At 66.5% G+C, this 25887-nt stretch carries 26 protein-coding genes and 1 pseudogene; 10 read left to right on the top strand and 17 right to left on the bottom strand.

What is annotated here, in order from left to right; genetic code table 11:
• Positions 1 to 4 precede the first annotated feature (4 nt).
• The gene (locus tag IB225_RS01315) at positions 5 to 562 is read right to left on the bottom strand and encodes a YaeQ family protein (protein WP_192309008.1); all 558 of its coding nucleotides are present in this window, start codon (positions 560 to 562) and stop codon (positions 5 to 7) included.
• Positions 563 to 876: 314 nt separating this feature from the next.
• Here IB225_RS01315 and IB225_RS01310 point away from each other — a divergent pair, with 314 nt between their 5' ends.
• A complete protein-coding gene (locus IB225_RS01310) occupies positions 877 to 1086 on the top strand; it encodes a cold-shock protein (RefSeq protein ID WP_055942770.1) in 210 nt (69 codons plus the stop codon).
• Between the two features lie 179 nt (positions 1087 to 1265).
• Here the strand turns inward: IB225_RS01310 and dbpA are convergent, their stop codons facing one another.
• The 4 genes and pseudogenes from dbpA to IB225_RS01290 form a co-directional block, all read right to left on the bottom strand.
• The gene (gene dbpA, locus IB225_RS01305) at positions 1266 to 2642 is read right to left on the bottom strand and encodes an ATP-dependent RNA helicase DbpA (protein ID WP_192309006.1); all 1377 of its coding nucleotides are present in this window, start codon (positions 2640 to 2642) and stop codon (positions 1266 to 1268) included.
• 41 nt (positions 2643 to 2683) lie between these two features.
• Positions 2684 to 3118, bottom strand: coding sequence for a barstar family protein (locus tag IB225_RS01300; protein ID WP_192309004.1), 435 nt, complete (start codon positions 3116 to 3118; stop codon positions 2684 to 2686).
• Positions 3115 to 3444, bottom strand: a pseudogene (locus IB225_RS20285) (ribonuclease domain-containing protein); the annotation flags it as partial. The pseudogene IB225_RS20285 and the gene IB225_RS01300, both read right to left, overlap by 4 nt.
• 247 nt (positions 3445 to 3691) lie before the next feature.
• The gene (locus IB225_RS01290) at positions 3692 to 4480 is read right to left on the bottom strand and encodes a YbaY family lipoprotein (protein WP_225583170.1); all 789 of its coding nucleotides are present in this window, start codon (positions 4478 to 4480) and stop codon (positions 3692 to 3694) included.
• Between the two features lie 138 nt (positions 4481 to 4618).
• Here IB225_RS01290 and IB225_RS01285 point away from each other — a divergent pair, with 138 nt between their 5' ends.
• The 3 genes from IB225_RS01285 to IB225_RS01275 all read left to right on the top strand — a co-directional run bounded on the left by IB225_RS01285 (position 4619) and on the right by IB225_RS01275 (position 7018).
• A complete protein-coding gene (locus IB225_RS01285) occupies positions 4619 to 5224 on the top strand; it encodes a YdeI/OmpD-associated family protein (RefSeq protein WP_192309000.1) in 606 nt (201 codons plus the stop codon).
• Positions 5225 to 5332: 108 nt separating this feature from the next.
• A complete protein-coding gene (locus tag IB225_RS01280; protein ID WP_225583168.1) occupies positions 5333 to 6214 on the top strand; it encodes a ZIP family metal transporter in 882 nt (293 codons plus the stop codon).
• A gap of 51 nt (positions 6215 to 6265) precedes the next feature.
• Positions 6266 to 7018, top strand: a complete 753-nt coding sequence (locus IB225_RS01275) for a glutathione S-transferase family protein (RefSeq protein ID WP_192308996.1) — start codon at positions 6266 to 6268, stop codon at positions 7016 to 7018.
• A gap of 32 nt (positions 7019 to 7050) precedes the next feature.
• Here the strand turns inward: IB225_RS01275 and IB225_RS01270 are convergent, their stop codons facing one another.
• Positions 7051 to 8805, bottom strand: a complete 1755-nt coding sequence (locus tag IB225_RS01270; protein WP_192308994.1) for a M14 family metallopeptidase — start codon at positions 8803 to 8805, stop codon at positions 7051 to 7053.
• A gap of 149 nt (positions 8806 to 8954) precedes the next feature.
• On the opposite strand from IB225_RS01270, the gene IB225_RS01265 reads away from it, so the two are divergent.
• Both IB225_RS01265 and IB225_RS01260 read left to right on the top strand, forming a co-directional pair.
• Positions 8955 to 10571, top strand: a complete 1617-nt coding sequence (locus IB225_RS01265; RefSeq protein WP_192308992.1) for an MFS transporter — start codon at positions 8955 to 8957, stop codon at positions 10569 to 10571.
• A 9-nt stretch (positions 10572 to 10580) separates the two neighbouring features.
• Positions 10581 to 11204, top strand: a complete 624-nt coding sequence (locus IB225_RS01260) for a rhomboid family intramembrane serine protease (RefSeq protein ID WP_192308990.1) — start codon at positions 10581 to 10583, stop codon at positions 11202 to 11204.
• Positions 11205 to 11223: 19 nt separating this feature from the next.
• Here the strand turns inward: IB225_RS01260 and IB225_RS20280 are convergent, their stop codons facing one another.
• Positions 11224 to 11691 (bottom strand): hypothetical protein, encoded by a 468-nt coding sequence (locus IB225_RS20280; RefSeq protein WP_225583167.1) that lies wholly within the window; start codon positions 11689 to 11691, stop codon positions 11224 to 11226.
• 52 nt (positions 11692 to 11743) lie between these two features.
• Between IB225_RS20280 and IB225_RS20275 the strand changes: the two genes are divergently transcribed.
• Positions 11744 to 11965: a hypothetical protein gene (locus IB225_RS20275; RefSeq protein ID WP_225583166.1), complete on the top strand. Its 222-nt coding sequence runs from the start codon at positions 11744 to 11746 to the stop codon at positions 11963 to 11965.
• A 146-nt stretch (positions 11966 to 12111) separates the two neighbouring features.
• Here the strand turns inward: IB225_RS20275 and IB225_RS01250 are convergent, their stop codons facing one another.
• A complete protein-coding gene (locus IB225_RS01250; RefSeq protein ID WP_062355340.1) occupies positions 12112 to 12315 on the bottom strand; it encodes a hypothetical protein in 204 nt (67 codons plus the stop codon).
• A 198-nt stretch (positions 12316 to 12513) separates the two neighbouring features.
• On the opposite strand from IB225_RS01250, the gene IB225_RS01245 reads away from it, so the two are divergent.
• The 3 genes from IB225_RS01245 (at position 12514) to cfa (ending at position 14846) form a co-directional block, all read left to right on the top strand.
• Positions 12514 to 12807, top strand: coding sequence for a GNAT family N-acetyltransferase (locus IB225_RS01245; protein ID WP_192308986.1), 294 nt, complete (start codon positions 12514 to 12516; stop codon positions 12805 to 12807).
• Positions 12808 to 12927: 120 nt separating this feature from the next.
• Positions 12928 to 13722 (top strand): DUF3298 and DUF4163 domain-containing protein, encoded by a 795-nt coding sequence (locus IB225_RS01240; protein ID WP_225583413.1) that lies wholly within the window; start codon positions 12928 to 12930, stop codon positions 13720 to 13722.
• A 5-nt stretch (positions 13723 to 13727) separates the two neighbouring features.
• On the top strand, positions 13728 to 14846 hold the full coding sequence (gene cfa, locus IB225_RS01235; RefSeq protein WP_192308982.1) for a cyclopropane fatty acyl phospholipid synthase: 1119 nt from the start codon (positions 13728 to 13730) through the stop codon (positions 14844 to 14846).
• Between the two features lie 63 nt (positions 14847 to 14909).
• Here cfa and pilH read toward each other — a convergent pair whose 3' ends face one another.
• From pilH to IB225_RS01190, 9 genes are all read right to left on the bottom strand, one after another.
• On the bottom strand, positions 14910 to 15302 hold the full coding sequence (gene pilH / locus IB225_RS01230) for a twitching motility response regulator PilH (RefSeq protein WP_055942820.1): 393 nt from the start codon (positions 15300 to 15302) through the stop codon (positions 14910 to 14912).
• Positions 15303 to 15404: 102 nt separating this feature from the next.
• Entirely contained in the window at positions 15405 to 16400 is a 996-nt protein-coding gene (locus IB225_RS01225) for a YhdH/YhfP family quinone oxidoreductase (RefSeq protein WP_192308980.1), read from the bottom strand.
• 18 nt (positions 16401 to 16418) lie between these two features.
• Complete coding sequence (locus tag IB225_RS01220; protein ID WP_345776557.1) at positions 16419 to 16685, bottom strand: GIY-YIG nuclease family protein; 267 nt, start codon at positions 16683 to 16685, stop codon at positions 16419 to 16421.
• 307 nt (positions 16686 to 16992) lie between these two features.
• On the bottom strand, positions 16993 to 17586 hold the full coding sequence (locus IB225_RS01215) for a TIGR00730 family Rossman fold protein (protein ID WP_192308976.1): 594 nt from the start codon (positions 17584 to 17586) through the stop codon (positions 16993 to 16995).
• A gap of 98 nt (positions 17587 to 17684) precedes the next feature.
• Positions 17685 to 19121, bottom strand: a complete 1437-nt coding sequence (gene lpdA, locus IB225_RS01210) for a dihydrolipoyl dehydrogenase (RefSeq protein WP_192308974.1) — start codon at positions 19119 to 19121, stop codon at positions 17685 to 17687.
• Between the two features lie 239 nt (positions 19122 to 19360).
• Positions 19361 to 20584, bottom strand: coding sequence for a dihydrolipoyllysine-residue succinyltransferase (gene sucB, locus IB225_RS01205; protein ID WP_192308972.1), 1224 nt, complete (start codon positions 20582 to 20584; stop codon positions 19361 to 19363).
• Between the two features lie 51 nt (positions 20585 to 20635).
• A complete protein-coding gene (locus tag IB225_RS01200) occupies positions 20636 to 23461 on the bottom strand; it encodes a 2-oxoglutarate dehydrogenase E1 component (RefSeq protein WP_345776586.1) in 2826 nt (941 codons plus the stop codon).
• A gap of 186 nt (positions 23462 to 23647) precedes the next feature.
• Entirely contained in the window at positions 23648 to 24559 is a 912-nt protein-coding gene (locus tag IB225_RS01195) for a GNAT family N-acetyltransferase (protein WP_192308968.1), read from the bottom strand.
• Positions 24556 to 25806 (bottom strand): cupin domain-containing protein, encoded by a 1251-nt coding sequence (locus IB225_RS01190; RefSeq protein ID WP_192308966.1) that lies wholly within the window; start codon positions 25804 to 25806, stop codon positions 24556 to 24558. Before IB225_RS01190 ends, IB225_RS01195 begins: the two co-directional genes overlap by 4 nt.
• Between the last annotated feature and the right edge of the window lie 81 nt (positions 25807 to 25887).

Below are 25887 nucleotides of genomic sequence, written 5' to 3'. Positions count from 1 at the left end.
GTGGTCAGGCGGCGCGGGAAAGGCCTGCCTGGCGGATGGACGGGACGATGGCGACCACCTTGTCGTCGGTCATCCACTGCATCTCGCCGTCCTGGATCATCACGTTGAAGCGCATGCTGCGGACCATCAGGGCGGTCAGCGCGTCTACGGATTCGGTGGCGATGTCGAGCACGGTCAGGTTGCGGTGGCGCGCCAGCAACGCCGCGTTCTTGTCCCACCACAGGTCGGCGGCGCGGCCGCCGTAGTTGACGACGACCACCTCGTTCGCCCTTCCGCAGGCCTTGCGGATGCGGGATTCATCCGGCTGGCCCAGGTCGATCCACTGTTCGATCAGCCCGGTGTAGTCCTTGCGCCACAGGTCGGGTTCCTCTTCATTGCTGAGGCCCTTGCCGAACTCCAGCCGGTTGTCGGCGTGCAGGGCGAACGCCAGCAGCCGGACCATCAGCCGCTCGTCCGTCTCGGAGGGGTGCTGGGCCAGGGTCAGGGCGTGGGTACCGTAGTAATGCCGGTCCATGTCGCTGATCTGCAGTTCGGCTTTGACGACGGTGGACTTGAGCGCCATGGCGGGGGTTCGGCAAAAGGGGCGCCATCATACGCCGCCGGCGCCGGAAGGCCTGGCGGGCAGGCTGCAACCGCTTACACGGACGCGCCGGGAACCCCCTGTTCAGCTTTCCGGAAACAGGGATTCGCTTTTACGTGAAAAGCCCGGTAGAGTGCGCGGCACTGTGCTTGCCAGGGTCACCGTGAATCGTGAGCCTGATGCGGTAGATACATCTGCTACATCTTCCCGCTTTACCAACGCCTGCAAACCCAGTCCCGTCCCGGTCACATGCCGGGGTTGTGGTCCTTTCATCCATGTTTCAGGAGTTAGTAAAGATGTCTGATCGTCAGACCGGCACCGTCAAGTGGTTCAACGACGCCAAGGGCTTCGGCTTCATCACCCCGCAGAGCGGCCCCGACCTGTTCGTGCACTTCCGCTCGATCCAGGGCAATGGCTTCAAGTCGCTGAAGGAAGGCCAGGCGGTCTCCTTCGTCGCCGTGCAGGGCCAGAAGGGCATGCAGGCCGACCAGGTGCAGCCGCTGTAATCCAGCGCTGAACCCAACGGTTCAAGAAAACGCCGGTGCGCAAGCGCCGGCGTTTTTGTTTGTGCGGGTTTTTCTTCTTGTTGTGGGAGCGACGTCAGTCGCGATGACGCGTCGACATTGTCTGTGGGTACGCAATCGCGACTGACGTCGCTCCCACATCACACTCTCGCGGGGAGGGCTCAGAGCTTGCGCACGCGGAAGCTGCGGCCCTTGATCTTGCCGGCATTGAGGCGCGCCAGTGCCGCGGCGGCCTTGTCGCGCGCGACGGCGACGTAGGTGCGCGTGGGAAAGACGTTGATCTTGCCGATCGCGGACGCCGACAGGCCGGCGTCGCCGGTCAGCGCGCCCAGCACGTCGCCCGGTCGCAGTTTGTCGGTCTTGCCGGCATCGATCCGCAGCGTGGTCATCGCGGCGGGCGGAGCCGCATGCGCTTTCGGCGCGGCGGGCACGTGGCGGTCCCACAGCAACGGCGCACCCAGGCGTTCCTGGATGACATCCGCGCGCGGCAGCTCGCGCGGCGTGCATAGGCTGATCGCCAGGCCGTCGCGACCGGCACGGCCCGTGCGGCCGATGCGGTGCACGTAAGTGTCCGCGTCGCTCGGCATGTCGTAGTTGACCACCAGCGCCAGGTCTTCGATATCCAGTCCGCGCGCGGCCACGTCACTGGCAACGAGCACGTTGCAGCTGCGGTTGGCGAAGCGCACCAGCACTTCGTCGCGGTCGCGCTGTTCCATGTCGCCATGCAGGGCGAGGGCGGAGAAGCCGAAGTGCTGCAGCGAGCCGGCGACTTCGTCCACGTCCTTGCGCATGTTGCAGAACACCACGCCGGATTCCACGCGATGCTGCGCGAGCAGGCCGGCCAGTGCCGTCTGTTTGCGCGCGGGATCGACCTGCAGGAAACGCTGCTCGATCACCGCCTGTTCCTGCGGCGCATCGACGGTGACTTCCAGCGGGTCGCGCAGCGTGTTGCGGGCGATCTCGCGGATGGCGTCGGTGAACGTGGCCGAGAACAGCAAGCTCTGCCGGTCCTTCGGCGTCTTGCCGATGATCTCGCGGATCGGCTCCTCGAAGCCCATGTCGAGCATGCGGTCGGCTTCGTCCAGCACCAGCGTGCGCACGCCTCCGAGATGCAGCGCCTTCTTGCGCAGCAGCTCCTGGATGCGGCCGGGCGTGCCGACCACCACATGCGGGTCGTGCGCTTCCAGCGAGCGCAGCTGAGGCTCCAGCGGCATGCCGCCGCACAGCGTCAACACCTTCAGGTTGGGAATGCCGACGGCGAGCTTGCGCAACTGCTGCGCCACCTGGTCGGCCAGTTCGCGCGTCGGGCACAGCACCAGCGCCTGTGTGCGGACCGTGGCGACGTCCAGCTTGTGCAGCAGGCCAAGGCCAAAGGCAGCCGTCTTGCCACTACCGGTCGGTGCCTGCGCGATGACATCGCGGCCGTCGAGGATGGCGGGCAGGCTACGGGCCTGGATGGGTGTGGGCTGGGTGTAACCGAGCGCCTGGACGCCCTGCTGCAGGCCGGGCGCCAGCGGGAGAGAGGTGAAATCGAGCATGCGGCATTTTCGCAGATCAGCGCCGCCGCTGCCCGGTGGCGCTATTGCAGGTCGGGGAAATCCTCTTCCGGCAGCGCAATGAAGGCCCAGAAAGGTACCTCGTCCGTCGCCCACGCCTGCGAGGCCTCGTCGAGGATGTCGAGCAGAGTGTCGAAGTCGGTCTCGGCGCGGTCGCGCAGTTCGTGTGCCTGTTCGAACAGCAGCACATAGCCCGGCGCCTCCAGCCAGGACAGGTCGCGCAGGCTGTCGGACAGCGCGTCCCAGTTGCGCCCGGAGGTCTGCGGAAAGTCCAGTACCGTGGCGATGCGGAGCAGCAAGGCCGATTTGCTGTCGCAGCCCGACAGGTCGATGCGGCGCGCCAGCAGGCCGGCGTCGCGCCCGACGGCGGACAACGGGTCCAGATCGTCTTCGGTGACGAAGAACACGCCCGCGCGCGCCGGATCAGCCAGGCCAGGGTCGAAGCCGGAGTCGCTCATGGCGTGGCTCCACTGCCGATCTCGAACCGGCGGAAGCTCTCGTAGTGGTCGTCGGTGTAGTAGTACTCGCGGGGCGGCTTGCCACCCGTGACGATGCGACGAGCGCCGCGGTGATCCAGTCCGGGCGTGTCGACGGTGTACTCGCGGTAATAGCCACGCACCTGACGGGGCAACCGGCCCTCGCGGTTCTGGAAAACGCTGCCGTCCTGCCGATGCGGAAACGGCCCGCCACGCTGGATCAGATCCAGCGTCTGACGCGCTTCCGCCGGCAGGAATGCAGGCAGCGTGTCGGCGCTCTGCGAAGGCGCGGGTGCTGCGGGCGGTGCGACGTCGGGCACTTCGCCGGCGAGTTCGCCAGGGCGGGTTTGCTCCACGGGCGGGAGCGCGAGCACGGCACTGGTGTGCTTCGGGTCGGGCGCCTCCTGGCTGGTGACGGCGGGTGCCGCAGGTGCTTCATCGCGCTGCGACCACCACCAGGCACCTGCGCCCAGGACCAGCAGCGCGAGGAAAGCGAACAAGGGCAGGCGTTGGCGGCTCTGGCGGCGTGCGCGGGAACGTCGACTCATGCGTGCATCATTCCGTCAGGAAGCGGCCACAGCCGCGGTAGGTCTTGTCTGCCACGATCAGGGTCGCCGAGGCCGGGTATTCGGTGTCGCTCATGCCGTCGCTGCAGGTTTCCTTCTTCGTGGTCAGCGACACGGGCAGGCCATCACCGGTTGAGCCGGCATACCCGTCCGCAGTCTTTCGCGCCTGGGCGACCTCCACCTTGCGCTCGCCATAATCCAGATCGGCCTGGAGTCGGGGTGTCGCACCGCCCCCGACTTCCACGGACCAGCCCGGCTCCGTGCCGATGCCACGGAAGGCGCTGCCGCGCGCCTTGGCCTGGTCCCAGGGAGAACCGGCGGGCGGGGCGGGATCGCCGCCGGCGCGCACCATGCGGAATTCCACCGGCACGGACGACCCGGGGATGACCGGAACGCGCGTGCCGGTGACGAACCAGAGCTTGCCCGCACCATCGCGCAGTCCGGCGTGGAGGCCGTACTGGCCGTTCGGACGCAGCTTGGTCGCGTCATACGGCAGGGTGAACGCGAACGGCGGTCCCTGGAGGTCGGCGAAGTCGGCACTGGCGATGACGGCGGCCGGCGTGTCCGCCAGCAGGTTGTCGACCAGTTGCACGCTCAGCACGGCGCCCGGCGGCGGCGCGATGCGCTCCAGATAGACCGCACGGCCGTGCACGACGCTGGCGGGCGCAGGCGCAGTCGCAGGCGTTGTCGGTGCATCAGGTGGCGAGGGGGACGCCGTGGGCGACTGGCACGCGGCCAGCCCCAGCAGGCAGGCAGCCATCAGCAGTGGTCGGAACATCGTGCCTTCTCCCTCGGCAGGCGGGGGGCCAGCATAGCCATCACCCCTGTAACGGTTCGTCAACGCAGCAAGCCGTGGTGAACGGCCGCGTGGCGCGTCGCCGCGCTACAGTAGCGCGCACCTACGGAGGCCGCCGACATGCCCTCGCACGATCCGCGCGTGGATGCCTATATCGCGAAGTCCGCCGACTTCGCGCGTCCGATCCTCGAACAGTTGCGCACCGTGGTGCACGCGGCCTGCCCGCAGGTGGAGGAAGGCATCAAGTGGAGCATGCCCTCGTTCCAGTACGGGGGCCGCATCCTCTGCCAGATGGCGGCGTTCAAGCAGCACGCGTCGTTCGGTTTCTGGCAGCACGCCGAGGTAATGGGAGGGAAAGCGCGCGACGGCATGGGTAGCCTGGGCCGACTCGAGACCCTCAAAGACGTGCCGTCGAAACGCGAGCTGACGGCGCTGATCCGTCGCGCGATGGCGCTCATCGACGCAGGTGGTGCCACCAAACCTGCGCGCGCAAGCAAGACGGCACGTCCCGCATTGAAGGTTCCCAAGGACCTTGGCGACGCATTGGCCGGCAATGCGGCGGCCAAGGCCACGTTCGACGGCTTCAGTCCAAGCGCGCGACGGGACTATATCGAATGGATCACCGAGGCCAAGCGCGAAGACACCCGCGTACGGCGGCTCGAGCAGGCGGTGGCGTGGATGGCGGAAGGCAAGATGCGCAACTGGAAGTACGCGACGCCGCGTTAGGCATCGACGCCGCCCATCGGAGCGATTCAGTTTTGCGATGGGTCTCGATCGCGGCGCGGCGCTAGTATCGGGCGCGATGCCTTCGCATCGCGCATGGAGTCAGCCGGCATGAACCGCGTCCTGCAGCCGTTCGCGTACACCCGCACACAGGTCGCATGGCCTTACGTGGCGGCGGTGCTCGCGATCGTGCTGGCGGCGCTGTGGCTGGTGGCGACAATCCCGGTCGACGACGGCAGCGGCATCCGTCGTGCGCTGCGGGGGGGCGCGCTGTGCGCGCTGGCGACGGCCCTCGGTGCGATGCCGGTGTGGGTGGTGAAACGCTTGCCGCAGCAGCTTGCCGATGGTCTGCTGGGGTTCGGCGCCGGCGTGATGCTGGCCGCGACCGCCTTCTCCCTGGTGCTGCCCGGATTGGCCGCCGCCGAACAGGCGGGTTACACCGCGTGGGGTGCGGCCGCGCTGATCAGTGCCGGCGTGCTGCTGGGCGCGCTGGCGCTGTTGGCCCTGGACCGCGGCGCTGTCGACGATCCGCGCGATGCGCAACAGCACCTCGTCCCGTCGCGCGTGATGCTGTTCGTGATCGCCATCGTGCTGCACAACGTGCCCGAAGGCATGGCGGTTGGCGTGGCGGCCGGGGGCGGACTCAGTGGTGCCGAAGGCCTGGCGATGGGAATCTCGCTGCAGGACATTCCGGAAGGGCTGGTGGTGGCGCTGATCCTGGCCGGCGCCGGCATGGCGCGCAGCAAGGCGGTTTTCATCGGCGCGCTCTCGGGCGTCGCCGAACCCGTCGCCGCCGTGCTCAGCGCATGGGCGGTCGGTGTTTCCGCATTGCTGTTGCCGTGGGGCCTGGCGTTCGCTGCGGGTGCCATGCTGATTGCCGTCGGCCACAGCGTGATCCCCGAGTCCACCCGCCACGGCTACGGCGCCACCGCGTCGCTGGGCCTGGCGATCGGCTTCTGCCTGATGATGACGCTGGATACCGCACTGGGTTGACCGCGCGGGCCGGGATGCGCAGGCTGCCGTCGTCCCCGACGGAGCTGAGGCATGAGCGAACCGCTGACCATCATCGGCAACTACCTGTCGCCCTATGTGCGCAAGACGCTGGTCTGCCTTGAACTGAAGGGCATTCCGTACCGCATCGATCCGATCGCGCCGTTCGTGGGCAACGAGGACTTCAGCCGCCTCAGTCCGCTGCGGCGCATCCCGGTACTGATCGATGGCGACCTGGTGCTCAACGACTCCACGGTGATCTGCGAGTACCTGCAGGACCGTTTCCCGGACGTGTCGCTGTATCCGGCCGATCCGGTGCAGCGGGCGAGGGCGCGTTGGCTGGAGGAGTACGCGGACTCCTATCTCGGTGACGTCATCGTCTGGCGCATGTTCTTCCAGAAGGGCGTGCGTCGCTTCCTGTTCAATGAAGGCACGGACGAGGACGTGGTCCGCAAGGCGCGCGAGGAAGAACTGCCGGTCGGACTGGACTATCTGGAGGCGAATCTGCCGGAGGAGGACTGGCTGTTCGGCGACCTGTCGATCGCCGACATCAGCATCGCTTCGTTCTTCCGCAATGCCTTATTCGTGCGTTACCAGGTGGACGCCGCGCGCTGGCCGCGCGTGGCGGCTTTCCTTGCGCGCGCCTGGGCGCTACCGGCCTTCAGCACGCTCGCAGCCTACGAAGACGGCATGCTGCGCACACCACTGCCGGAGCAGCGGGCGCTGCTGGCGGCGATGGGCGCGCCGCTCACCGAGACGACGTGCGGTGATGCGTCACCGCGTTACGGATTGATGCGGCTGGGGTGAGTGGTCGTCTCGTCATCCCTGTAGGAGCGACGTCAGGGAGCCGCGTCCACGCGTAGCACCGGATACAACTGGTAGCGCTCGTCCCACGACGGATGACGGCGATAGAAGAACTCCAATCGCGCGTTGGGATCGCCAGCGAACGTCTTGTCCTCACGCAGCTTGCGCTCGAACTCCACTTTCACCGCCGGGTCGCGCAGCATCTCGCGCGCAACGCTTTCGGCCACGTAGTCTTCCATGTACTCCTTGCGCTCGAAGGCGTTGTTGAAACGCCCCCAGGCGAGCAGTGAATCCGGCGCCAGCGGTTCCAGCAGTGCCATCACCAAGCGCGACTTCGCCTGCGCGATCGGCACGAACAGCGAGCCCACCGGCACACCCTGCGCTTCGCGCCGCCAATTGCCTTCCACGGTCAGGCGCTGGTGGGTTTCCACCGAGCCGGTACCGAAGCTGGCCTTGGTCGCACGGAAAGCTTCCGCGTCGCCCTGCCACGACTTGCCCAACAGACGGTATTCCACGCCATGCGTCTTCAGTACAGCGGCGACCCAGGCCGCATCCGCGGCAGGCACCAGGTAACCGGCCTTCGGCGCGGCCACCGAGACGCCCGGCACGATGGTGTCCTTCAGCGGCACCTTCCAGATCTGCGGCGTGGTCTCGTCGTAGCGCGTCATCAGCGTGCCGGAGACATCGGACTTCGCGCGCGTATAGGCGTAGCCGCGGAAATCGACGGTGCGTGCCGTGGGCGCGGCGACATAGGTCAGCGGCTCGGACTGCCCGCCCAGCGCGGCGGCGGCGGTATCCGCCTGCTTCGCCGCGGCCTGCCATGCGGTGCCCTCACGAGCCACGTGCTCGAGCACGGAGACCACCGTGTTGCGGGTGATGCGCACGCGGACCGGATAGTCCTTCCACGAATGCGTCTCGACGAGCATCGCGATGCGGTTGCGCAGCAGGTAGTACCCGTGGGAGAAGCGCGGTGGCGGCACGCCGTCCTCGAAGCCGGAGGTCGGATCATCCTGCACCACGAAAGACGGGTAGTAGGGCAGCGGCAACGAACCCTGCTTCGCCAGGTCGTCGATGACGCCGGTGCGCAGCGCGAGGCCGGCGGCGCGCAGCCCGGCATCGCCGGCATGCACGGGCTCGACCTGGATGGAGATGTCGTGCTCGAACTGCGCGCCGTTGGTGGCATGCAGGTCCACGGTCACCAGTGGATCCCAGCGCTGCACGAGCTGCAGCATCGCCTGCATCTCGGGCGTGTCGGCCTTCAGGTAGTCGCGGTTGAGGTTGTAGTTCTGCGCGGTGGTGCGCCAGCCCATTTCCTTCGGGCCGCGCTGGTTGGGACGGTTCCAGGCACCGAAGCGCTCATGGCCGTCGACGTTGAACACCGGCACGAACACCCACACCAGCTTGTCCAGCGCGCCGGCCGCAGCCTTGCCTTCCAGCACGTCGCGCAACGCAAGGAAGCCCGCGTCCTTGCCGTCGATCTCACCGGCGTGGATACCGCCCTGGATCAGCACGACCGGCAGGCCACGGCGCTGCGCCTGTTCCGGCGTCAGTGCGCCGCTGGTGGATGCGACCAGCGCCTTCATCGGCCGCCCTTCCGGCGTGGTGCCGAAGGTGGTGCAGCGAACGGCTTTCGGATACTGGCGCGCAAAGGCATCGCACAGCGCGGTCACCTCGTCGTAGCGACCGGTCTCGATGAAGCCCGAGCGTTCGGACACCGTGGTCAATGCGGACTGGGCGTTCGCCAGCGGCACCAGGGCCAGCAGCAGGGAAGCGCAGAGCGGTCGCAGCATGGGGAATTCCTGAACAGGGCAGGGGCGCATGATGCCCCGCAATCGCGGTCAGTCCCAGTCCCCTTTTTGTCCTGTCGCGACGACATGGCTGTTCGACCCTGCGCAGGCGGATACGGTAACCTTCCGAGACTTTTTCACCGGAAGATCGGATGAGCACGACTGCAGAAGCCAGCCAGGGCCGCATGCCCCGCCAGATTCCCTACATCATCGGCAACGAGGCGTGCGAGCGGTTCAGCTTCTACGGGATGCGCAATATCCTGGTGCCGTTCCTGATCAGCTCGGTGTTGCTGGCCTATCTGCCGGACCAGGCTGCGCGCGAAGGTGCGGCCAAGGACCTGTTCCACAGCTTCGTCATCGGCGTGTACTTCTTCCCGCTGCTCGGCGGCTGGCTGTCAGACCGTTATTTCGGCAAGTACAACACCGTCCTGTGGTTCTCGCTGATCTACTGCGCCGGCCACGCGTGCCTGGCGCTGTTCGAGAGCAACGCCACCGGGTTCTACACCGGCCTGTTCCTGATCGCGCTGGGGTCGGGCGGCATCAAGCCGCTGGTGGTGACGTTCTGCGGCGACCAGTTCGACCAGAGCAACAAGAGCAAGGCGAAGCTGGTCTTCGACGCGTTCTACTGGATCATCAACTTCGGTTCGTTCTTCGCCTCGCTGCTGATGCCGCTGGTGCTGCGGAGCTGGGGACCGGCGTGGGCGTTCGGCATCCCGGGCATCCTGATGTTCATCGCGACCTTCATCTTCTGGCTGGGTCGCGACAAGTACGTCAACGTGCCGCCGTCGCGCGGCAACGATCCGGATTCCTTCCTCAACATCGTGCGCAGTGCGTTGCTGGTCAGGGGTTTCGGCGCCGGCACGCTGGTCGCGGCCGTGGGCATGGTCGGTGCCGTCCTGATGCTGGCGCTGTGGGCGCTGAAGTTCGCGGGTGTCGGGATCTGGCCGGACGCGTGGGGCTTCGTGATCACGGCGTGCCTCGCGTTGGGCGCCATCATCGCCGGTGTCGGCTTTGGCGCTTCGTTGCAGCTGGAGCGTGCGCGCGGACTGCATCCGGATGCCGCCATCGAAGGCGTGCGTTCGGTATTGCGCATCCTGATCGTGTTCGCACTGGTGACCCCGTTCTGGTCGCTGTTCGACCAGAAGGCATCGACATGGGTCATCCAGGGCAAGGCGATGGTGATCCCGCACGACCTGTGGTGGTGGCCGAGCTGGCTGGTGAAGGACGCCACGCAGATGCAGGCGCTGAATCCGCTGATGGTCATGCTGCTGATCCCCTTCAACAACCTGGTGCTGTACCCGGCGCTACGGAAGATGGGCTTCAACGTCACCGCCTTGCGCCGGATGGGTTGGGGCATCGCGATTTCCGCGCTGTCGTGGATCGTCGCTGGCATGCTGCAGCTGCAGATGGACGACGGCGAGCAGGTGTCGCTGGCATGGCAGACGCTGCCGTACCTGCTGCTGACCTTCGGCGAAGTGCTGGTGTCGGCGACCGCACTCGAATTCGCCTACAGCCAGGCTCCGATGGCGATGAAGGGCGTGATCATGGCGTTCTGGTACCTGACCAGCACGTTCGGTGGCCTGTGGGTGCTGCTGACCAATGCCAGCGTCCGCGACCCGGCGGTGATCGGCTGGATCCAGTCGCAGGGCTGGACGGAGAACGCGTTCCTGATGTTCTTCTTCGCCGGCTTCGCGTTCGTGGCGGCCTTGGCATTCGCGTTGTACGCCAGGACCTATCCGATGCAGGACAACTACCGCACCGCAGCCTGAGGACAGACGATGAACGCCCCCATCACGCTGCTGCTGATCGCGATCACCTGCGTGGTCAGCCTACTGGCACTGCGCACGCCGTCGATGATGATGCGATTGATCCTGTGGCCGCCGGCGATCGATCGCCAACGCCAGTACGACCGCCTGATCACCCATGGATTTCTCCATGCGGACTACTGGCACCTGCTGTTCAACATGGTCACGCTGTTCTTCGTCGGGCGCCTGATGGAGCCCCTCATCGGACGGCTCAGCGGCAACAGCCTGGTGTATGCGGGCTTCTACCTCTCCGCGCTGGTGGTGGCGATCCTGCCGACCTACCTCAAGCACCAGAAGGATCCCAACTACTACGCGCTCGGCGCCTCGGGCGCGGTGTCGGCCGTGCTGTTCTCCTTCATCCTGATCGACCCCTGGGCGATGATCATCGTCTTCGTCATTCCCATGCCTGCCATCGTGTACGCGGTGCTCTACGTCGGCTACAGCATCTGGATGGACCGGCGTGGACAGGGACGCACCAACCACGGTGCCCATCTGGCCGGCGCGGCCTACGGTGTGCTTTTCATGGTCGCGATGGAGCCGCGCGTGCTGCAGCATTTCCTCGAGCAGATGTCGCAGCCGCGTTTCGGCTTCGGTTAAGCCGCCATTGCGGCTTTGCTCACCTGCATTGAAGGTGGGCCGTGCTATCCCGGTGGCGTGTCCCACCCGTGGAGGAGCGCATGGCGACCCGCAAGGCAACAGCCAAGAAGGCAGTCAAGAAAGCCGCGAAGAAGACGGCGGCCAAGAAAACCACCGCCCGCAAGGCAGTGAAGAAAGCCGCGAAGAAAACCACGACGAAGAAAGCCGCTACCAAGAAGGCGGCCAGGAAAGTCGTCAAGACCACCGCGAAGAAGGCAATCAAGAAAGCCACACGCAAGACGGCCGCACCGCGCAAGGCCGCCAAGAAGGCCGCGAAGAAAACAACAGCGCGCAAGGTGGCCAAGAAGAGCGCCGCCCGCAAGGCGACGAAGAAGGTCGTCCGTAAAGCCGTGAAGAAAGCCGCAGCACCTCGGCCCGCAGCTAAGAAGGTGGCAGCCAAACGTACGGTGGCGCGCAAGACGCCTGCGAAGAAAACCGCCGCGCGCAAGCGTGCTCCCAGGAAAATCACACCCGCCCAGGCGTTGGCGAACGCCCGCTCATTGCTCGAACAGAAACAGGAGCACGACCGTCAGCCAGCACCCTGGCAGCACCTGGATCATGAGGGGCAGGGTGGTGCGCCGGGTGCGGGCTTCGTGTCGAACGAAGCGGCAGGCAAGGCGATGGAACTGCATGCGGCAGAGAGCCGCATGAAAGCGATCCAGGGCAGCGCGGGCACGCAGGACCGGCGCAACCAGGGCAAACGCGATCACCGCGGCGAGTAGCGCGCCACGTCAGCGTCGAAGAGGAAGGGATTTCGTTCTGCCTGCACCCATGGTGCAGGTGGGACGGGTCTCCGGCGCGGCAGTCACACCCGAAGGCGGACCCCTGCGCCGCGCCGGAGCGCCCGGTGAGGGTCTTGCGGGATGGATCAGTCCATCAGGGAGTGCACGGCGTGCACGCCTGCGGTCTCGCTGCCGGAGTAGGTGGACATCAGGCGCTCGTACACGGCGTTGTTGAGTTTCTCGAACTCCCACGCGTCGGTATGGCCGGTGACGGTGAGCTGGTACAGGCCTTCCAGCAGGGTGAAGTCGCTGGCGTTGGAGACGTCGGGCAGTGCGTCGATCAGGCTCATGGCGGAACTCCGAGATGCAGGTCTATGGCCCGTATCACGCAGCAATCGTGCCAACTCTGGATCTGCGATGTGCGTCACGCTAGCGCGCGCCAACTTTCTTTTCACAAGCATGAATGTGACGCGCTGCGTCCAGTTCTGCCACAGGCCCAGCCGGGCATTGCGTCACAATGTAGGTGAGTCCCCTACCACGGAGCCGCCATGACCGGTGACCTGCCTTCCCTCGACGTCCATCACGACCCCGCCGCCCGCCGCTTCTCCACCCGGCTGGAAGGACATGAGGCCGAACTGGTGTATTCGCTGCGGGCGGAGCGCATGGTCATCGACCACACCGGCGTGCCCGAGGTAATCGGTGGCCGCGGTGTGGCGGCGGCGCTGGTGAAAGCCGCGCTGGATCACGCGCGTGCCCAGGGTTGGCGCGTGGTGCCCGCCTGCTCGTACTCCGCTGCTTACGTTCAGCGGCATCCTGAGTACGCTGATCTGGTGGATGCATGATCGCGATGGAGGACGGCGCAGGTGCGGCCTAGAATGACGGCCATCACACGCGGAAGGAGCCCGAACGTGTCATTTGTCCCCCATTCCCCCCACGCGCCCCGGCTGGTCGGTCTTGCGCTGATGACGGTCGTGGGGCTGGCAGCCTGCAAGCGCGAGTCCGCCCCGGTACCCGCTGCGACCGGTGAGTCGCCAGCGCAGGTGACCGCGCCTGTCGAGGCGCCGGACGCCCCGGTCGAGTTGAAGGACGTCATCGAGACCAACGACCGTTATGTCGTGGGCATCAGCTATCCCGCCACGATCAACCGCTATCCCGGCCTGGCCAAGGCGCTGTCGGCCTATACCGAGGCCGAGCGCGCCGAGCTGATGGAGGCGGTCGAGGCTTTCGGCAACGACAAACCTTCCGCACCGTACGAACTCTCGCTGGCCTTCGAGCAGGTCGTGGACACGCCGCGCATCGTCGCGGTCGCCGCCGATGGCAGCCGCTACACCGGCGGTGCGCACGGACAGCCGCTGATCGCGCGCTTCGTCTGGCTGCCGCAGCAGGACGCCCGCCTGACGGCCGGCGCGCTGATTCCCGACGCCAAGGGCTGGCAGGCCGTCAGTGACTACGTGCGCGAGCAACTGCACACCGCCGTCGTGAACCGGGCCGATGAAGACGAACTGGCACCGACCGATCGCGCGGCGCTGATCAAGAGCACGTTCCGGATGATCGACGAGGGCACCGAGCCGGAGGCCGGCAACTTCAGCGAATTCGTGCCGGTGCTCGATGCGTCGGGCCATATCACCGCGCTGCGTTTCGTCTTCCCGCCGTACCAGGTGGGCCCGTATGCCGACGGCACGCAGACGGTCGACGTGCCTGCCACGCTGTTGCTGCCGCACGTGGCGCCGGTGTACGCGGAGCTGTTCGCCCGCTGACCGCCATGCCGCACGTCCGCTTCGAGCGCAGGATCTCAGACCTGTTGGCCGAAGCGGATGTGCGGATCGGTGGCGACCGGCCGTGGGATATCCAGGTCCATGACCCGCGTTTCCACGCGCGTGTGCTGGGGCAGGGGTCGCTCGGTCTGGGTGAAAGCTACATGGACGGCTGGTGGGATGCCGTCTCGCTCGACGGCCTGCTGTTCCGTCTTCTCGCTGCCCGGGTGGACGAGCGCGTGCACGGTGCCGGCGAGCTCTTCGATGCACTGCGTGCCCGCCTGACCAACCTGCAGTCGCCGCGACGCAGCGGCGAAGTCGGGCGCCGCCACTACGACCTCGGCAACGATCTCTACGCCGCGATGCTGGGTCGGCGCCTGGTCTACAGCTGCGCGTACTGGCGCGATGCCGCCGATCTCGACGCTGCGCAGGAAGCCAAGCTCGATCTGGTCTGCCGGAAGCTGCAGCTGCGACCCGGCATGCGCGTGCTCGACATCGGCTGCGGATGGGGCGAAGCGCTGAAGTTCGCGGTCGAACATTACGGCGTCAGCGGCGTTGGCATCACGATTTCGAAGGAGCAGGCCGGCTATGCGCGTCGTCTGTGCGACGGCCTGCCGGTCGAGGTCCGGCTGCAGGACTACCGCGAGCTCGACGAACCCTTCGATGCCGCGTTCTCGCTGGGCATGTTCGAGCATGTGGGCGTGAAGAACTACGCCGCCTATTTCGACGTCGTGCGCCGCTGCCTTCCCCCGGAGGGCCTGTTCCTGCTGCACACCATCGGCGGTGGCCGCTCCGTGCAGCGGACCGATCCGTGGATCGCGCGCTACATCTTCCCCAACTCGATGCTGCCATCGACAGCGCAGATCGCACAGGCGATCGAGGGGCGGTTCGTGCTGGAGGACTGGCACAACTTCGGCGCCGACTACGACCTGACCCTGCAGGCGTGGCGCAGCAACGTCGAGTCGGCGTGGGATGTGCTTGATCCGCGTTACGACGAGCGTTTCCGGCGGATGTGGCGGTTCTACCTGTCGGCCTCGATGGCCACGTTCCGCAGCCGCCGGTCGCAGCTGTGGCAACTCGTGCTGTCGCCGCGCGGCATGACCGGCGGCTACGTCGCGCCACGTTGACGGTGCGCTGAAACGAAAAGAGCAGGCCGAAGCCTGCTCTTCATCGCCAAGTTGCTGCCGGTATCAGGCCGACGGCGCGGACGGCAGTTCGCGCGCATTGAAGATGCGCTCGATCACCTCGGCCAGTTCGTCCTCGGAAAACGGCTTGGTCAGGTAGGCCTTTGCGCCTTGGCGCAGGCCCCACATGCGGTCGGTATCCTGATCCTTGGTGGTCACCAGGATCACCGGGATGTGCTTGGTGGTGGCCTCGCGGCTCAACGTGCGCGTGGCCTGGAACCCGTTGAGGTTCGGCATCACCACGTCCATCAGCACCATGTCAGGCAGCTCGCGCTTGGCGACTTCCACGCCCGCGGCGCCGTCTTCGGCGGTGATGGATTCGTGCCCCAGTTTCTCGACGATGCGCTGGATGCCCAGCAGTTGCGACGGTGAATCGTCGACGATCAGAATCTTTGCCATGGATGTCCCCAGTGTTCCCCGCCACCGATTTTAGACCTTGTCGGTGACAACACAATGGGGTTGGCGGCCAACGGACAACGTCCGTCGCACCGCCGGTGCCGTTCATCCCATTCGCACCAGCGTGCGTCCGAACGAGCGCCCGTCCAGCATGGTGCGGAACACCTCGGGAAGCCCATCCAGCGTGGTTTCGCGGGTGCAGATCGTGTCCAGGTGCCGCGGCTTCCAGTCGCTGGCGAGGTGCTGCCAGACCTGCTCGCGGATGTCGCGTGCGGTACCCGCCGAGGCGACGCCCAGCAACGACACGCCCCGAATTATGAAGGGCATCACAGTTATGGGTAGGTCGGCCGTGGCGGCGAGGCCGGCACTGGCGACGTTGCCATAGGGTGTCGTCTGCGCGAGCAGGCTGGCCAGCATCGGGCCGCCGACGTTGTCGAGGCCACCGCCGAAGCGTGCAGACTCCATCGGGCGCGCGGTGGCCAGCGCGTCGCGGCCCAGCACCTCGGTGGCGCCGATCGACGTCAGGTACGCGGTGTTCTCGGGTTTACCGCTGACGGCATGCACTTCGAAGCCCGCTTTGCTGAAGATGTCGACGGCCAGCGAGCCGACGCCGCCGGTGGCGCCGGTGACGGCGAGCGGGCCGAGGTCCGGCGTCTGCCGGTTGTCGCGCATGCGGTACAGCGCCAGCGCGGCGGTGAAGCCGGCAGTGCCCAGGATCATGCTCTCGCGCAGGCTGAGTCCGGAGGGCAGGGGAATGACCCACTTCGCGTCGAGCCGCGCGTACTCGGCGTAACCGCCGTCGCGGGTTTCGCTGAGGCCGGAGCCGGTCACCAACACCGCATCGCCTTCCTTGAAGGCCGGGTCGGTCGACGCCACCACATGGCCGGCCACGTCGATGCCACCGACCAACGGAAAGCGCCGCAGGATCTTGCCTTCACCGGTACCGGCCAGCGCATCCTTGTAGTTGACCGATGAGTAGGCGGTCTTGATGACGACTTCGCCGGGATTCAATGCGTCGAGCGCGATGGTTTCGGTGCCGCTGCGATAGCCGGCGTCGTCGTTGTGGATGCGGAAGGCGTTGAAGGTCGTGGGGAGGGTCATGGTGTGCGAATCTCTCGTTCAGAGAATGTCGGGATACAGATCCCGCCACGTGGGATTTTCGGCTTCGACCAGCTGGATTTTCCAGAGGCGTTTCCACGCCTTCAACGCCTTCTCGCGGAGGATCGCAGATTCCATTTGCGTATGGACCTCGTACCAGACCAAAGTATGGCCGCCATGGCGCTGGGTGAAGCCTTCGGTCTGGTCGTGTTTGTGTTGCCAGATGCGTGCAGGCAAGTCGGATGTCACTCCGATGTAAAGTGTGCCTCTGGGCTGGCTTGCCAGCATGTAGACGCAGGGAATCCGTTCCCTTGGCATGACGGTGCACCTTCTGGCTCGCGCGAGCCAAGCCACTATAAGCCCCGACTTCGTCATTCCAGCGAACGCTGGAATCCATTGTCCATCCGGGTTCGGGGTCTTCAAGCAAGAGCAGATGGGTCCCAGCTTTCGCTGGGACGACGGCGTAAGTTAGTTCTCGCTTGGCATGGACACATCGCTCGTCATTCCAGCGAACGCTGGAATCCATTGCTCGTGAGCGCCGCGGCGGCTCGAGCAAAAGCAGATGGGTCCCAGCTTTCGCTGGGACGACGGGGCCTCACCGCAACGACTTCCGCCGCTTCTCATCCATCCACTTGTCCGCCTGCGCCGGGCTGTACGCGCGCATCCAGGCGACCATCGCATCGATGTCGTCGCCGTGCCACAGGTCGGCGCGCTGTTCCGGGTGCAGGAAGCGCTCTTCGACCATGCGGTCGATCATGCCCATCAGCGGCGCATAGAACCCTTCGACGTCGAGGAACGCGCAGGGCTTGTCGCCGATGCCGAGCTGGCGCCAGGTCAGCATCTCGAACATCTCGTCGAGCGTGCCGAAGCCGCCGGGCAGGGCGACGAACGCGTCGGACAGGTCGAACATGCGCTTCTTGCGCTCGTGCATGTTGGCGACGACTTCCAACTTGGTCACGCCCTTGTGCGCGACCTCCCAGTTGACCAACTGTTCGGGGATCACGCCGATCACCTCGCCACCGGCGGCGAGCACCGCGTCGGCGACGATGCCCATCAGGCCGACGTTGCCGCCGCCGTACACCAGCTGCAGGCCTTCCTTTGCGATGCGGTCGCCCAGCGCGATGGCGCGCTCGCGGTAGGCAGGCTTGTTGCCGGCGTTGGAACCGCAGTAGACGCAGATGCTCTTCATGGTCGTGTGTCCTGTGTTGCCTGTTGTCTGAAACGCAAAACGCCAGGCATCGCCTGGCGCATGCGGATCACGGCGACGGTGTCGTCGCCGTGCGAGCCTCAATTGGCCTTGTGGATCGCGCGCTTGTGCACGGCCATCGCGGCATCGTGCACCGCTTCGGACAGCGACGGGTGCGCGTGGCAGATGCGGGCCAGGTCGTCCGCGGAGCCCTTGAACTCCATGGTGAGCACGCCTTCGTGCACCAGTTCCGACACGTTGGCGCCGACCAGGTGCATGCCCAGCACGCGATCGGTTTCGGCGTCCGCGATGACTTTCACGAAGCCGGTCGGCTCCGCCATCGCCACGGCACGGCCCACCGCGGCGAACGGGAAGGAGCCGGCCTTGTAGGCCACGCCTTCGGCCTTCAGCTGCTGCTCGGTCTTGCCGACCCATGCGATCTCGGGCGAGGTGTAGATGACCCACGGGATGGTGTCGAAGTTGACGTGGCCCGGCAGGCCAGCGATCAGCTCGGCGACCGCGATGCCTTCCTCGAAGCCCTTGTGCGCCAGCATCGGCCCACGCACGCAATCGCCGATCGCCCAGACGCCGTCGACGCCGGTGTGGCAGTGCGCATCGACTTCCACCTGGCCGCGTTCGTTGAGCTTCACGCCAGTGCCGTCAGCCAGCAGGCCCTTGCTCGCGGCGCGGCGGCCCACGGCGACCAGCAGCTTGTCGACGGTGAGCGTCTTCTCGCCTTCGGCGTCGCTGTAGGTGACCACGACTTCCTTCTTCTTGCCCTTGCCGGTCACTTCGGTCTTCGACACCTTGGCGCCCAGGCGGATATCGAGGCCCTGCTTCTTGAACTCGCGTGCGGCGACCTTGGAGACTTCGCTGTCGGCGACGGCGAGGAAATCGGGCAGGGCCTCGAGGATGGTGACCTCGGCGCCGAGGCGCTTCCACACGCTGCCCAGCTCCAGCCCGATCACGCCCGCGCCGATCACCGCGAGGCGCTTGGGGACCTCGGTGAAGTCCAGCGCGCCGACGTTGTCGACAATGTACTCGTTGTCGAACTTGGCGAAGGGCAGTTCGATGGAGTCCGAACCGGCCGCGATGATGATGTTGGTGCCCTTCAGCTCGACTTCGCTGCCGTCGTGCTGCTTCACCTTGACGAGGTTGCCCGGCTGCAGCTGGCCGAAGCCGTAGTAAGCCGTCACCTTGTTGGCCTTGAACAGCTGCGCGATGCCGCCGGTGAACTGCTTCACGATGGCGTCCTTGCGGCCGACCATGGTGCCGACGTCGATCTTGGCGTCCTTGACGCTGATGCCGTGCTGTTCGAACTGGTGGGTCAGGTTGTGGTACTGGTGCGAGGAATCCAGCAGCGCCTTGGACGGGATGCAGCCCACGCGCAGGCAGGTGCCGCCCAGCGCGGGCTTGCCGTCCTTGCCCAGCGCGGCGTCGATGCAGGCGACCTTCATGCCCAACTGCGCGGCGCGGATGGCGGCGTGGTAGCCGGCCGGACCGGCACCGATGACGACGACGTCGAATTGTTCAGCCATTTCAGTGTCCTTTGCCTTTTCCCTTCTCCCATCGGGAGAAGGTGCCCGAAGGGCGGATGAGGGGGTGCCACAGTCGCTTATCCGATAGCCGTATTGGCGAGCGAGCCACAGCGAGTAAAGGAGATGAACAGCCGGTAGGTCGCCTCTACAACTCGCTGCGGCTCGTTCATCTTCACGGGCGCCTGGTTGCCGGTGGGGCGCCCCCAACCCCTCTCCCGATGGGAGAGGGGCTCGGTGCATCACATGCCCAGCAGCATGCGGTGCGGATTTTCCAGCTGGTTCTTGATGTCGACCAGGAACAACACCGCGTCCTTGCCGTCGATGATGCGGTGGTCGTAGCTCAGCGCCAGGTACATCATCGGCGCGGCGATCACCTGGCCGTTCTCGACGATGGCGCGCTCCTTGATGGCGTGCATGCCGAGGATTGCGCTCTGCGGCGGGTTGACGATCGGCGTGGACATCAGCGAACCGAAGGTGCCGCCGTTGGTGATGGTGAAGGTGCCACCCTGCAGGTCATCCAAGCCCAGCTTGCCGTCGCGCGCCTTCTTGGCGTACTCGGCGATGCCCTTCTCGATATCGCCGAAGCCCATGCGCTCGACATTGCGCAGCACTGGGGTGACCAGGCCCTTCTCGGTCGACACGGCGATCGAGATGTCGGCGTAACCGTGATAGATGATGTCGTTGCCGTCGACCGAGGCGTTGACCACCGGATGGCGCTGCAGCGCGTTGGCGGCGGCCTTGGCGAAGAAGCTCATGAAGCCGAGCTTGATGCCGTTGGCTTTCACGAAGTCGTCCTGCAGCTCCTTGCGCATCTCCATGACCTTGGCCAGGTTGACTTCGTTGAACGAGGTCAGCATGGCGATGGAGTTCTTCGACTGCATCAGGCGCTCGGCGATGCGCGTACGGATACGGGTCATCGGCACGCGCTCTTCCGGACGCGCGCCACCGGAGACGCCGGCGGTCTTGCCGCTGGCGTAGTTGACCAGGTCTTCCTTGGTCACCGCGCCGCGGCGGCCGGTGCCTTCGACGCTGGCCGGGTCGATGCCCTGGGTGATCGCGGTGAAGCGCGCGCCCGGCGGCAGCGCATCGGCGCCGGCAGGGGCGGGCTTCGTGCTGGACGGCGCGGCCGCGTCAGCCTTGGCGGCCTCGGCCTTCGGCTGCACTTCCTGCGCGCCGGCGGCCGGCTTCTTCTCTTCGGCGGCGGGCGCCGGCGCAGCGGCTGCGGCGCCTTCCTCGATGATCGCCAGCAGCTGCTGGCTGGTCACGGTGTCGCCTTCCTTGAACTTGATTTCCTTCAGCACGCCGTCGACGGGCGAGGGCACTTCCAGCACGACCTTGTCGGTTTCCAGGTCCATCAGGTTCTCGTCGCGCTTGACCGCGTCACCCACCTTCTTGTGCCAGGCGGCGATGGTGGCGTCGGAAACGGACTCGGGAAGAACCGGAACTTTGACTTCAGTGGCCATGGTGATGGGGCGTCCTGGTGGTGTTGTACGTAAAGAGGAATGGGGGGGGGCTTATTCGGCGACGTTGTCGTTGCCGAGCTTGTTGACGAGTGCGTCAGCGACGAGCTTCAGCTGCTCCTCGACGTGCTCGGCGAAATGGCCGGCAGCGGGCGAGGGCGAACGCGGGCGGCCCGCGTAGTGCAGCGATTGCTTGTCGGACAGGCAGGCCTGCAGGTGGTGCTTGATCTGGTACCACGCACCCTGGTTCTGCGGCTCTTCCTGGCACCAGACCACCTCGGTGGCCTTGCCATAGCGCTTGAGTTCGGCAGCCAGCTGTTCGCGCGGGAACGGATACAGCTGTTCGACACGCAGGATGGCCACGTCGTCCTGGCCGCGTTTCTGCGCGTCTTCCAGCAGGTCGTAGTAGACCTTGCCGGAACAGGCGACGACGCGCTTGACCTTCTTGGCGTCGGCGGTGGCATCCGGGATCAGGTGCTGGAATTCGCCGTTTGCCAGTTCGTCCAGCGTGGACACGGCCAGCTTGTGGCGCAGCAGCGACTTGGGCGTCATCACCACCAGCGGCTTGCGGGTGGTCATGCGCATCTGGCGGCGCAGCATGTGGTACGCCTGGGCGGGCGTGGTGGGCACGCAGACCAGCATGTTCTCCAGCGCGCACAGCTGCAGGAAACGCTCCAGGCGGGCGGAGCTGTGCTCCGGACCCTGGCCTTCGTAGCCGTGCGGCAGCAGCAGGGTCAGGCCGCTGATACGGCCCCACTTGGCTTCGCCGGCAGCGATGAACTGGTCGATCACCACCTGCGCACCGTTGGCGAAGTCGCCGAACTGCGCTTCCCAGATGCACAGCGTGTTGGGATCGGTGGTCGAGAAGCCGTACTCGAACGCCATCACCGCTTCCTCGCTGAGCAACGAGTCGATGATGGTCGCTTGCTCCGGCTGCTCCACCAGTTGGCGCAGCGGCAGGTAATAGCTGTCGGTCTTCTGGTCGTGCAGGATCGCGTGGCGGTGGAAGAACGTGCCGCGACCGGCATCCTGGCCGACCAGACGCAGGCCGTTGCCTTCCGCCAGCAGGGTGGCGTAGGCGAGGTTCTCCGCGAAGCCCCAGTCGGCCAGCTGTTCGCCGGCCGCCATCTTCACGCGGTCTTCGTAGATCTTGGCCACGCGCGGGTGTAGCGCGACGCCGGCCGGGATCGTGGTGATGATCTTGGCCAGCGAGTCCAGCGACTTGCGCTTGACCTTGGTGTCGACCGGATCGCTCAGCTTGCCCGACAGGTACTTCGACCAGTCGATCGCCAGCTCGTCGCCCTTCTGCTTGGCCAGCTCGGTGGTGTACTCGCCCGAGTCCAGCTTGTTGCGGTACGCATCGGCCATCGCCTTGCCGCCTTCGGCGGGGATGACGCCGGCGCCTTCCAGCTTGGCGGCGTACATCTCGCGGGTGGTCGCGTGCTTGCGGATGGTCTGGTACATCACCGGCTGCGTGGCGGCCGGCTCATCGGCCTCGTTGTGGCCGTGGCGGCGGTAGCAGACCAGGTCGATCACCACGTCCTTCTTGAACTGCTGGCGGAAGTCGTAGGCCAGCTTCGCCACGAACACCACCGCTTCCGGATCGTCGCCGTTCACATGGAACACCGGGGCGCCGACCATCTTGGCCACGTCGGTGCAGTACAGCGTGGAACGCGAGTCTTCCTTGTTGCTGGTGGTGAAGCCGATCTGGTTGTTGATGACGATGTGCAGCGTGCCGCCGACGGCGAAACCGCGCGCCTGCGACATCTGGAACAGCTCCATCACCACGCCCTGGCCCGCGAACGCGGCGTCGCCGTGCATGATGATCGGCAGCACGCTCTGGCGTGCGGCGTCGTTGCGGCGCTCCTGGCGCGAACGGACGCTGCCGGCCACGACCGGGTCGACGATTTCCAGGTGCGACGGATTGAAGGCCAGCGCCAGGTGGACCGGGCCGCCCGGGGTGGCGATGTCGGCGGAGAAGCCCATGTGGTACTTCACGTCGCCGGCGTGCGCCAGGTTGTTGTCGTGCTCGAACTTGCCTTCGAACTCGTCGAACAGCTTGCGCGGGCTCTTGCCCAGCGTGTTGACCAGCACGTTGAGGCGGCCGCGGTGGGCCATGCCGACCACGATGTCCTTGACCCCGCCTTCGCCGGCATTGCGGATCATGGTGTCCATCAGCGGGATCAGCGCGTCGCCGCCTTCCAGCGAGAAGCGCTTCTGGCCAACGTACTTGGTGTGCAGGTAGCGCTCCAGGCCCTCGGCGGCGGTCAGGCGCTCCAGCGTGCGGCGCTTGGCATCGTCGGACAGGCCGAACTGGCCGCCGGCGGTCTCGAGGCGCTGGTACAGCCACTGGCGCTGCTCGACTTCGGAGATATGCATGAACTCGACGCCGATGGGACCGGTGTAGGTCGCCTTCAGGCGGGCCAGCAGGTCGCGCAGCTTCATGCGGGCATGGCCGCCGACGTTGCCGGTGCTGAATTCGCTGTCGAGGTCGCGGTCGGACAGGTCGTGGAAGGCCAGGTCCAGGTCCGGCGTATTGAGCGGCGGGGTCAGGCCCAGCGGATCGATCTGGGCGCCGAGGTGGCCGCGCGAACGGTAGGCCGTGATCAGGCGGCCCACGTTGCGCTCGCGCTCATCGCCGCCACCGGTCGAGATGGCACCCTTGCCGGCCTGGCGGGCGGCCTCGGTGATCTGCTGGATGACCACCGAATGCGGCACGTCACCGGCCTCGTGGCCCTTGAAACCGTCGAAGTAGGCTTTCCATTTGGGCCCCACGCTGTCCGGGGCGACGAGGTACTGCTCGTACAGGTCTTCGACGTAGGAGGCGTTGCCCCCGTTGAGTTGCGAGGATTGCGCGAACTGCTTCAGGAGATTGTCCACGATGGTGATGGCGTGCTTGCGGTAGTCGAGGGGGCGCTGTCGGTCCATGTCGCGCGATGCCGCAAGGACAGGGACGAAAACCCGGAAATTATACCCCCATGCCGGGAGGGGGGCGTAACCGGATTGGACTAAAGACGCAGGGTGCAGGCCTGTGAAGGCAATGAATTCCGCAGGCGTTGCACGGGATCAGATGCCCAGCGCACGGTACTCGCTGACGGGCCGTGCGCGTTCCCACATCTGCGAGAACTCTTCGCGCAGCTGGCGGGCACGGCCCGCGTGCGCCAGTCCGGCTTCGCCATCGAAGCGGTTGCCCAGTGGCCGGAAGTAGTAGCCATGGTCGTCGTTGGCGACGAAGGCGGCGGTGTAGGGCAGGTCCACGGGATCCTGTACCTCGCGGAACGCGAACACGCTGGGCAGCCGCTGGCCCAGGCTGATCAGCGGGGCCAGCGCCCGCTGCGGGGTGCCGGCGTCCTGCAGCAGCAGCTGGACCTGCGCCCCGGTCTGGCGCGTGGCGAAGCGACGCAGTGCCTCGACGACGGCCGGGGCATCCCACAGGCCCGGGTCCAGCGTACGGCTGTAGACCACCAGGGACCGGCGTGCCTGGGCGATCACGGCGGTGGTGATGGCGACCGCTTCGGCGCGATGGGCGATGCCCGTCGGTCCGGTCAGCACGCGCCGCATGGCCTGGTGCTCGATGCCCGCCTCGATGAAGCGCTCGCCCTCCGGTACGAAGCCGTGGCGCGCGTAGAAGGCTTCGGCAGTCACCTGGGCATGCAGGGACACGTCGGGCCACCGTCGCTGGCGGGCTTCGTCCAGCAGGGCGGCCAGCAGGGCGTCGCCGACGCCCCGGCTACGCCAGGCCGAGAGCACCGCCATGCGGCCGATCCGGTGCTCCGGCGTCAGCCGTGCCGTGCCGATGGGGTTACCGGCGGCATCGCGGGCCAGCACGTGATGGCTCAGCGGGTCCAGCGCATCGCGCTCCAACTCGCGGGGGACCTGCTGCTCCTGCACGAAGACCACGTCCCGGACCTGGTGGACGGGTGCGGCGCCGGTGGCGTAGTCGACGGCTTCGACGTGGTACTCCCGCGGTGCGTTCATGCGTCCTCGTCCCCAAGACCCGGGTCATCATCGTCCAGGGCCAGCTGGTAGTGCCCCTGTGCGGCCAGCGCCATCACCGCGTCGCGGCCTGCCTCGCCAAGCGCGGCGTAAGTGGGGCCATCCAGGCTTTCCAGGGCGGCGAGCTGTTGCGCCTCCCTGACCGGCAGCGCGTAGTCCATGCCGTTGCAGAACAGGGTGGCGCCCTTGCGGCACCGGCGCCAGGCGAAGCGGGAGAACGGGTGGCGCAGCAGGCGCGCGCCCTGTTGCAGGTCCCACTCCATCTCAATGCGCGACGGCGCATCCGGTGCCGGCATCACGTCGCCCGAGGCACGGTACGTGGTGATGAAGCGGCCGAACCAGTCGCCCACCCGGTCCGGATCATTCATGCGCAGCGCATTCAACGCCTCGACCACGCGCTCCATCGCACGGGCGTCGATCTCGTTGGGATCCTGCGGCGCGGTCAGGTCTTCATCGTGGTAGCGCACGGCGTCGTCGGCGTCGGCGATCAGCGTGTCCAGGTAGTCGCCGATCAGCTCGGCCGAGGACGGCGCACGCATGCCCACCGAGAACGTCAGGCACGGGTTCTCCGCCACGCCGTGGTGCGGCACCAGCGGCGGCAGGTACAGCATGTCGCCCGGCGACAGCACCCACTCGTGGGTGGGATCGAACTGGCGCAGCAGCTTGATCGCCACGTCGTCCTGGAAGGAAAGGTCGGGCGCTGGCTTCCCCATCGCCACGCTGGCGTCGATCGTCCAGCGCCGCTCGCCCTGGGCCTGCAGCAGGAACACGTCGTAATGGTCCACGTGCGCGCCGACCGAACCGCCGGTGGCGGCGAAGCTGATCATGATGTCGTCCACGCGCCAGCGCGGCAGAAAGCGGAACTGTTCCAGCAACTGGCGGATGTCCGCATCCCACTTGTCCACGTCCTGCACCAGCAGGGTCCAGTCGTGGTCGGGCAGGCCCGGGAAATCTTCTTCCTGGAACGGACCCGTGCGCACGTCCCAGACACCCGTCGCCTTGTCCAGGCTGATCAGGCGAGCCAGCACGCCTTCTTCGCAGGCGAGGCCGGCAAGGTCTTCAGGCTGCACCGGCGTTTCGAAGTCCGGAAAGGCGTTGCGGATCAGCAGCGGGCGCTTGTGCCAGTAGTCGCGCAGAAAACGTTCGACCGGCATGCCCAGCGGGTGCTGGCGGGTGGCGTCGATCTCGAACGGAAGCGAACGTGCGCGGGGGGAGGTTTTCTTGTTCATCGGGTCCGGTTCGCGCGACGGCGCGCGGGGCAGGGAAGAGGGACGCCAGCGTCGCCAACGGCGGCGCGCGGAGCATTGATG

The sequence above is a fragment of the Pseudoxanthomonas sp. PXM02 genome, assembly GCF_014851805.1.
In the GTDB taxonomy this organism is placed as follows: domain Bacteria; phylum Pseudomonadota; class Gammaproteobacteria; order Xanthomonadales; family Xanthomonadaceae; genus Pseudoxanthomonas_A.
Note: the sequence above shows the minus strand (reverse complement) of the source record. Positions and strands in the feature narration are given on the sequence as shown.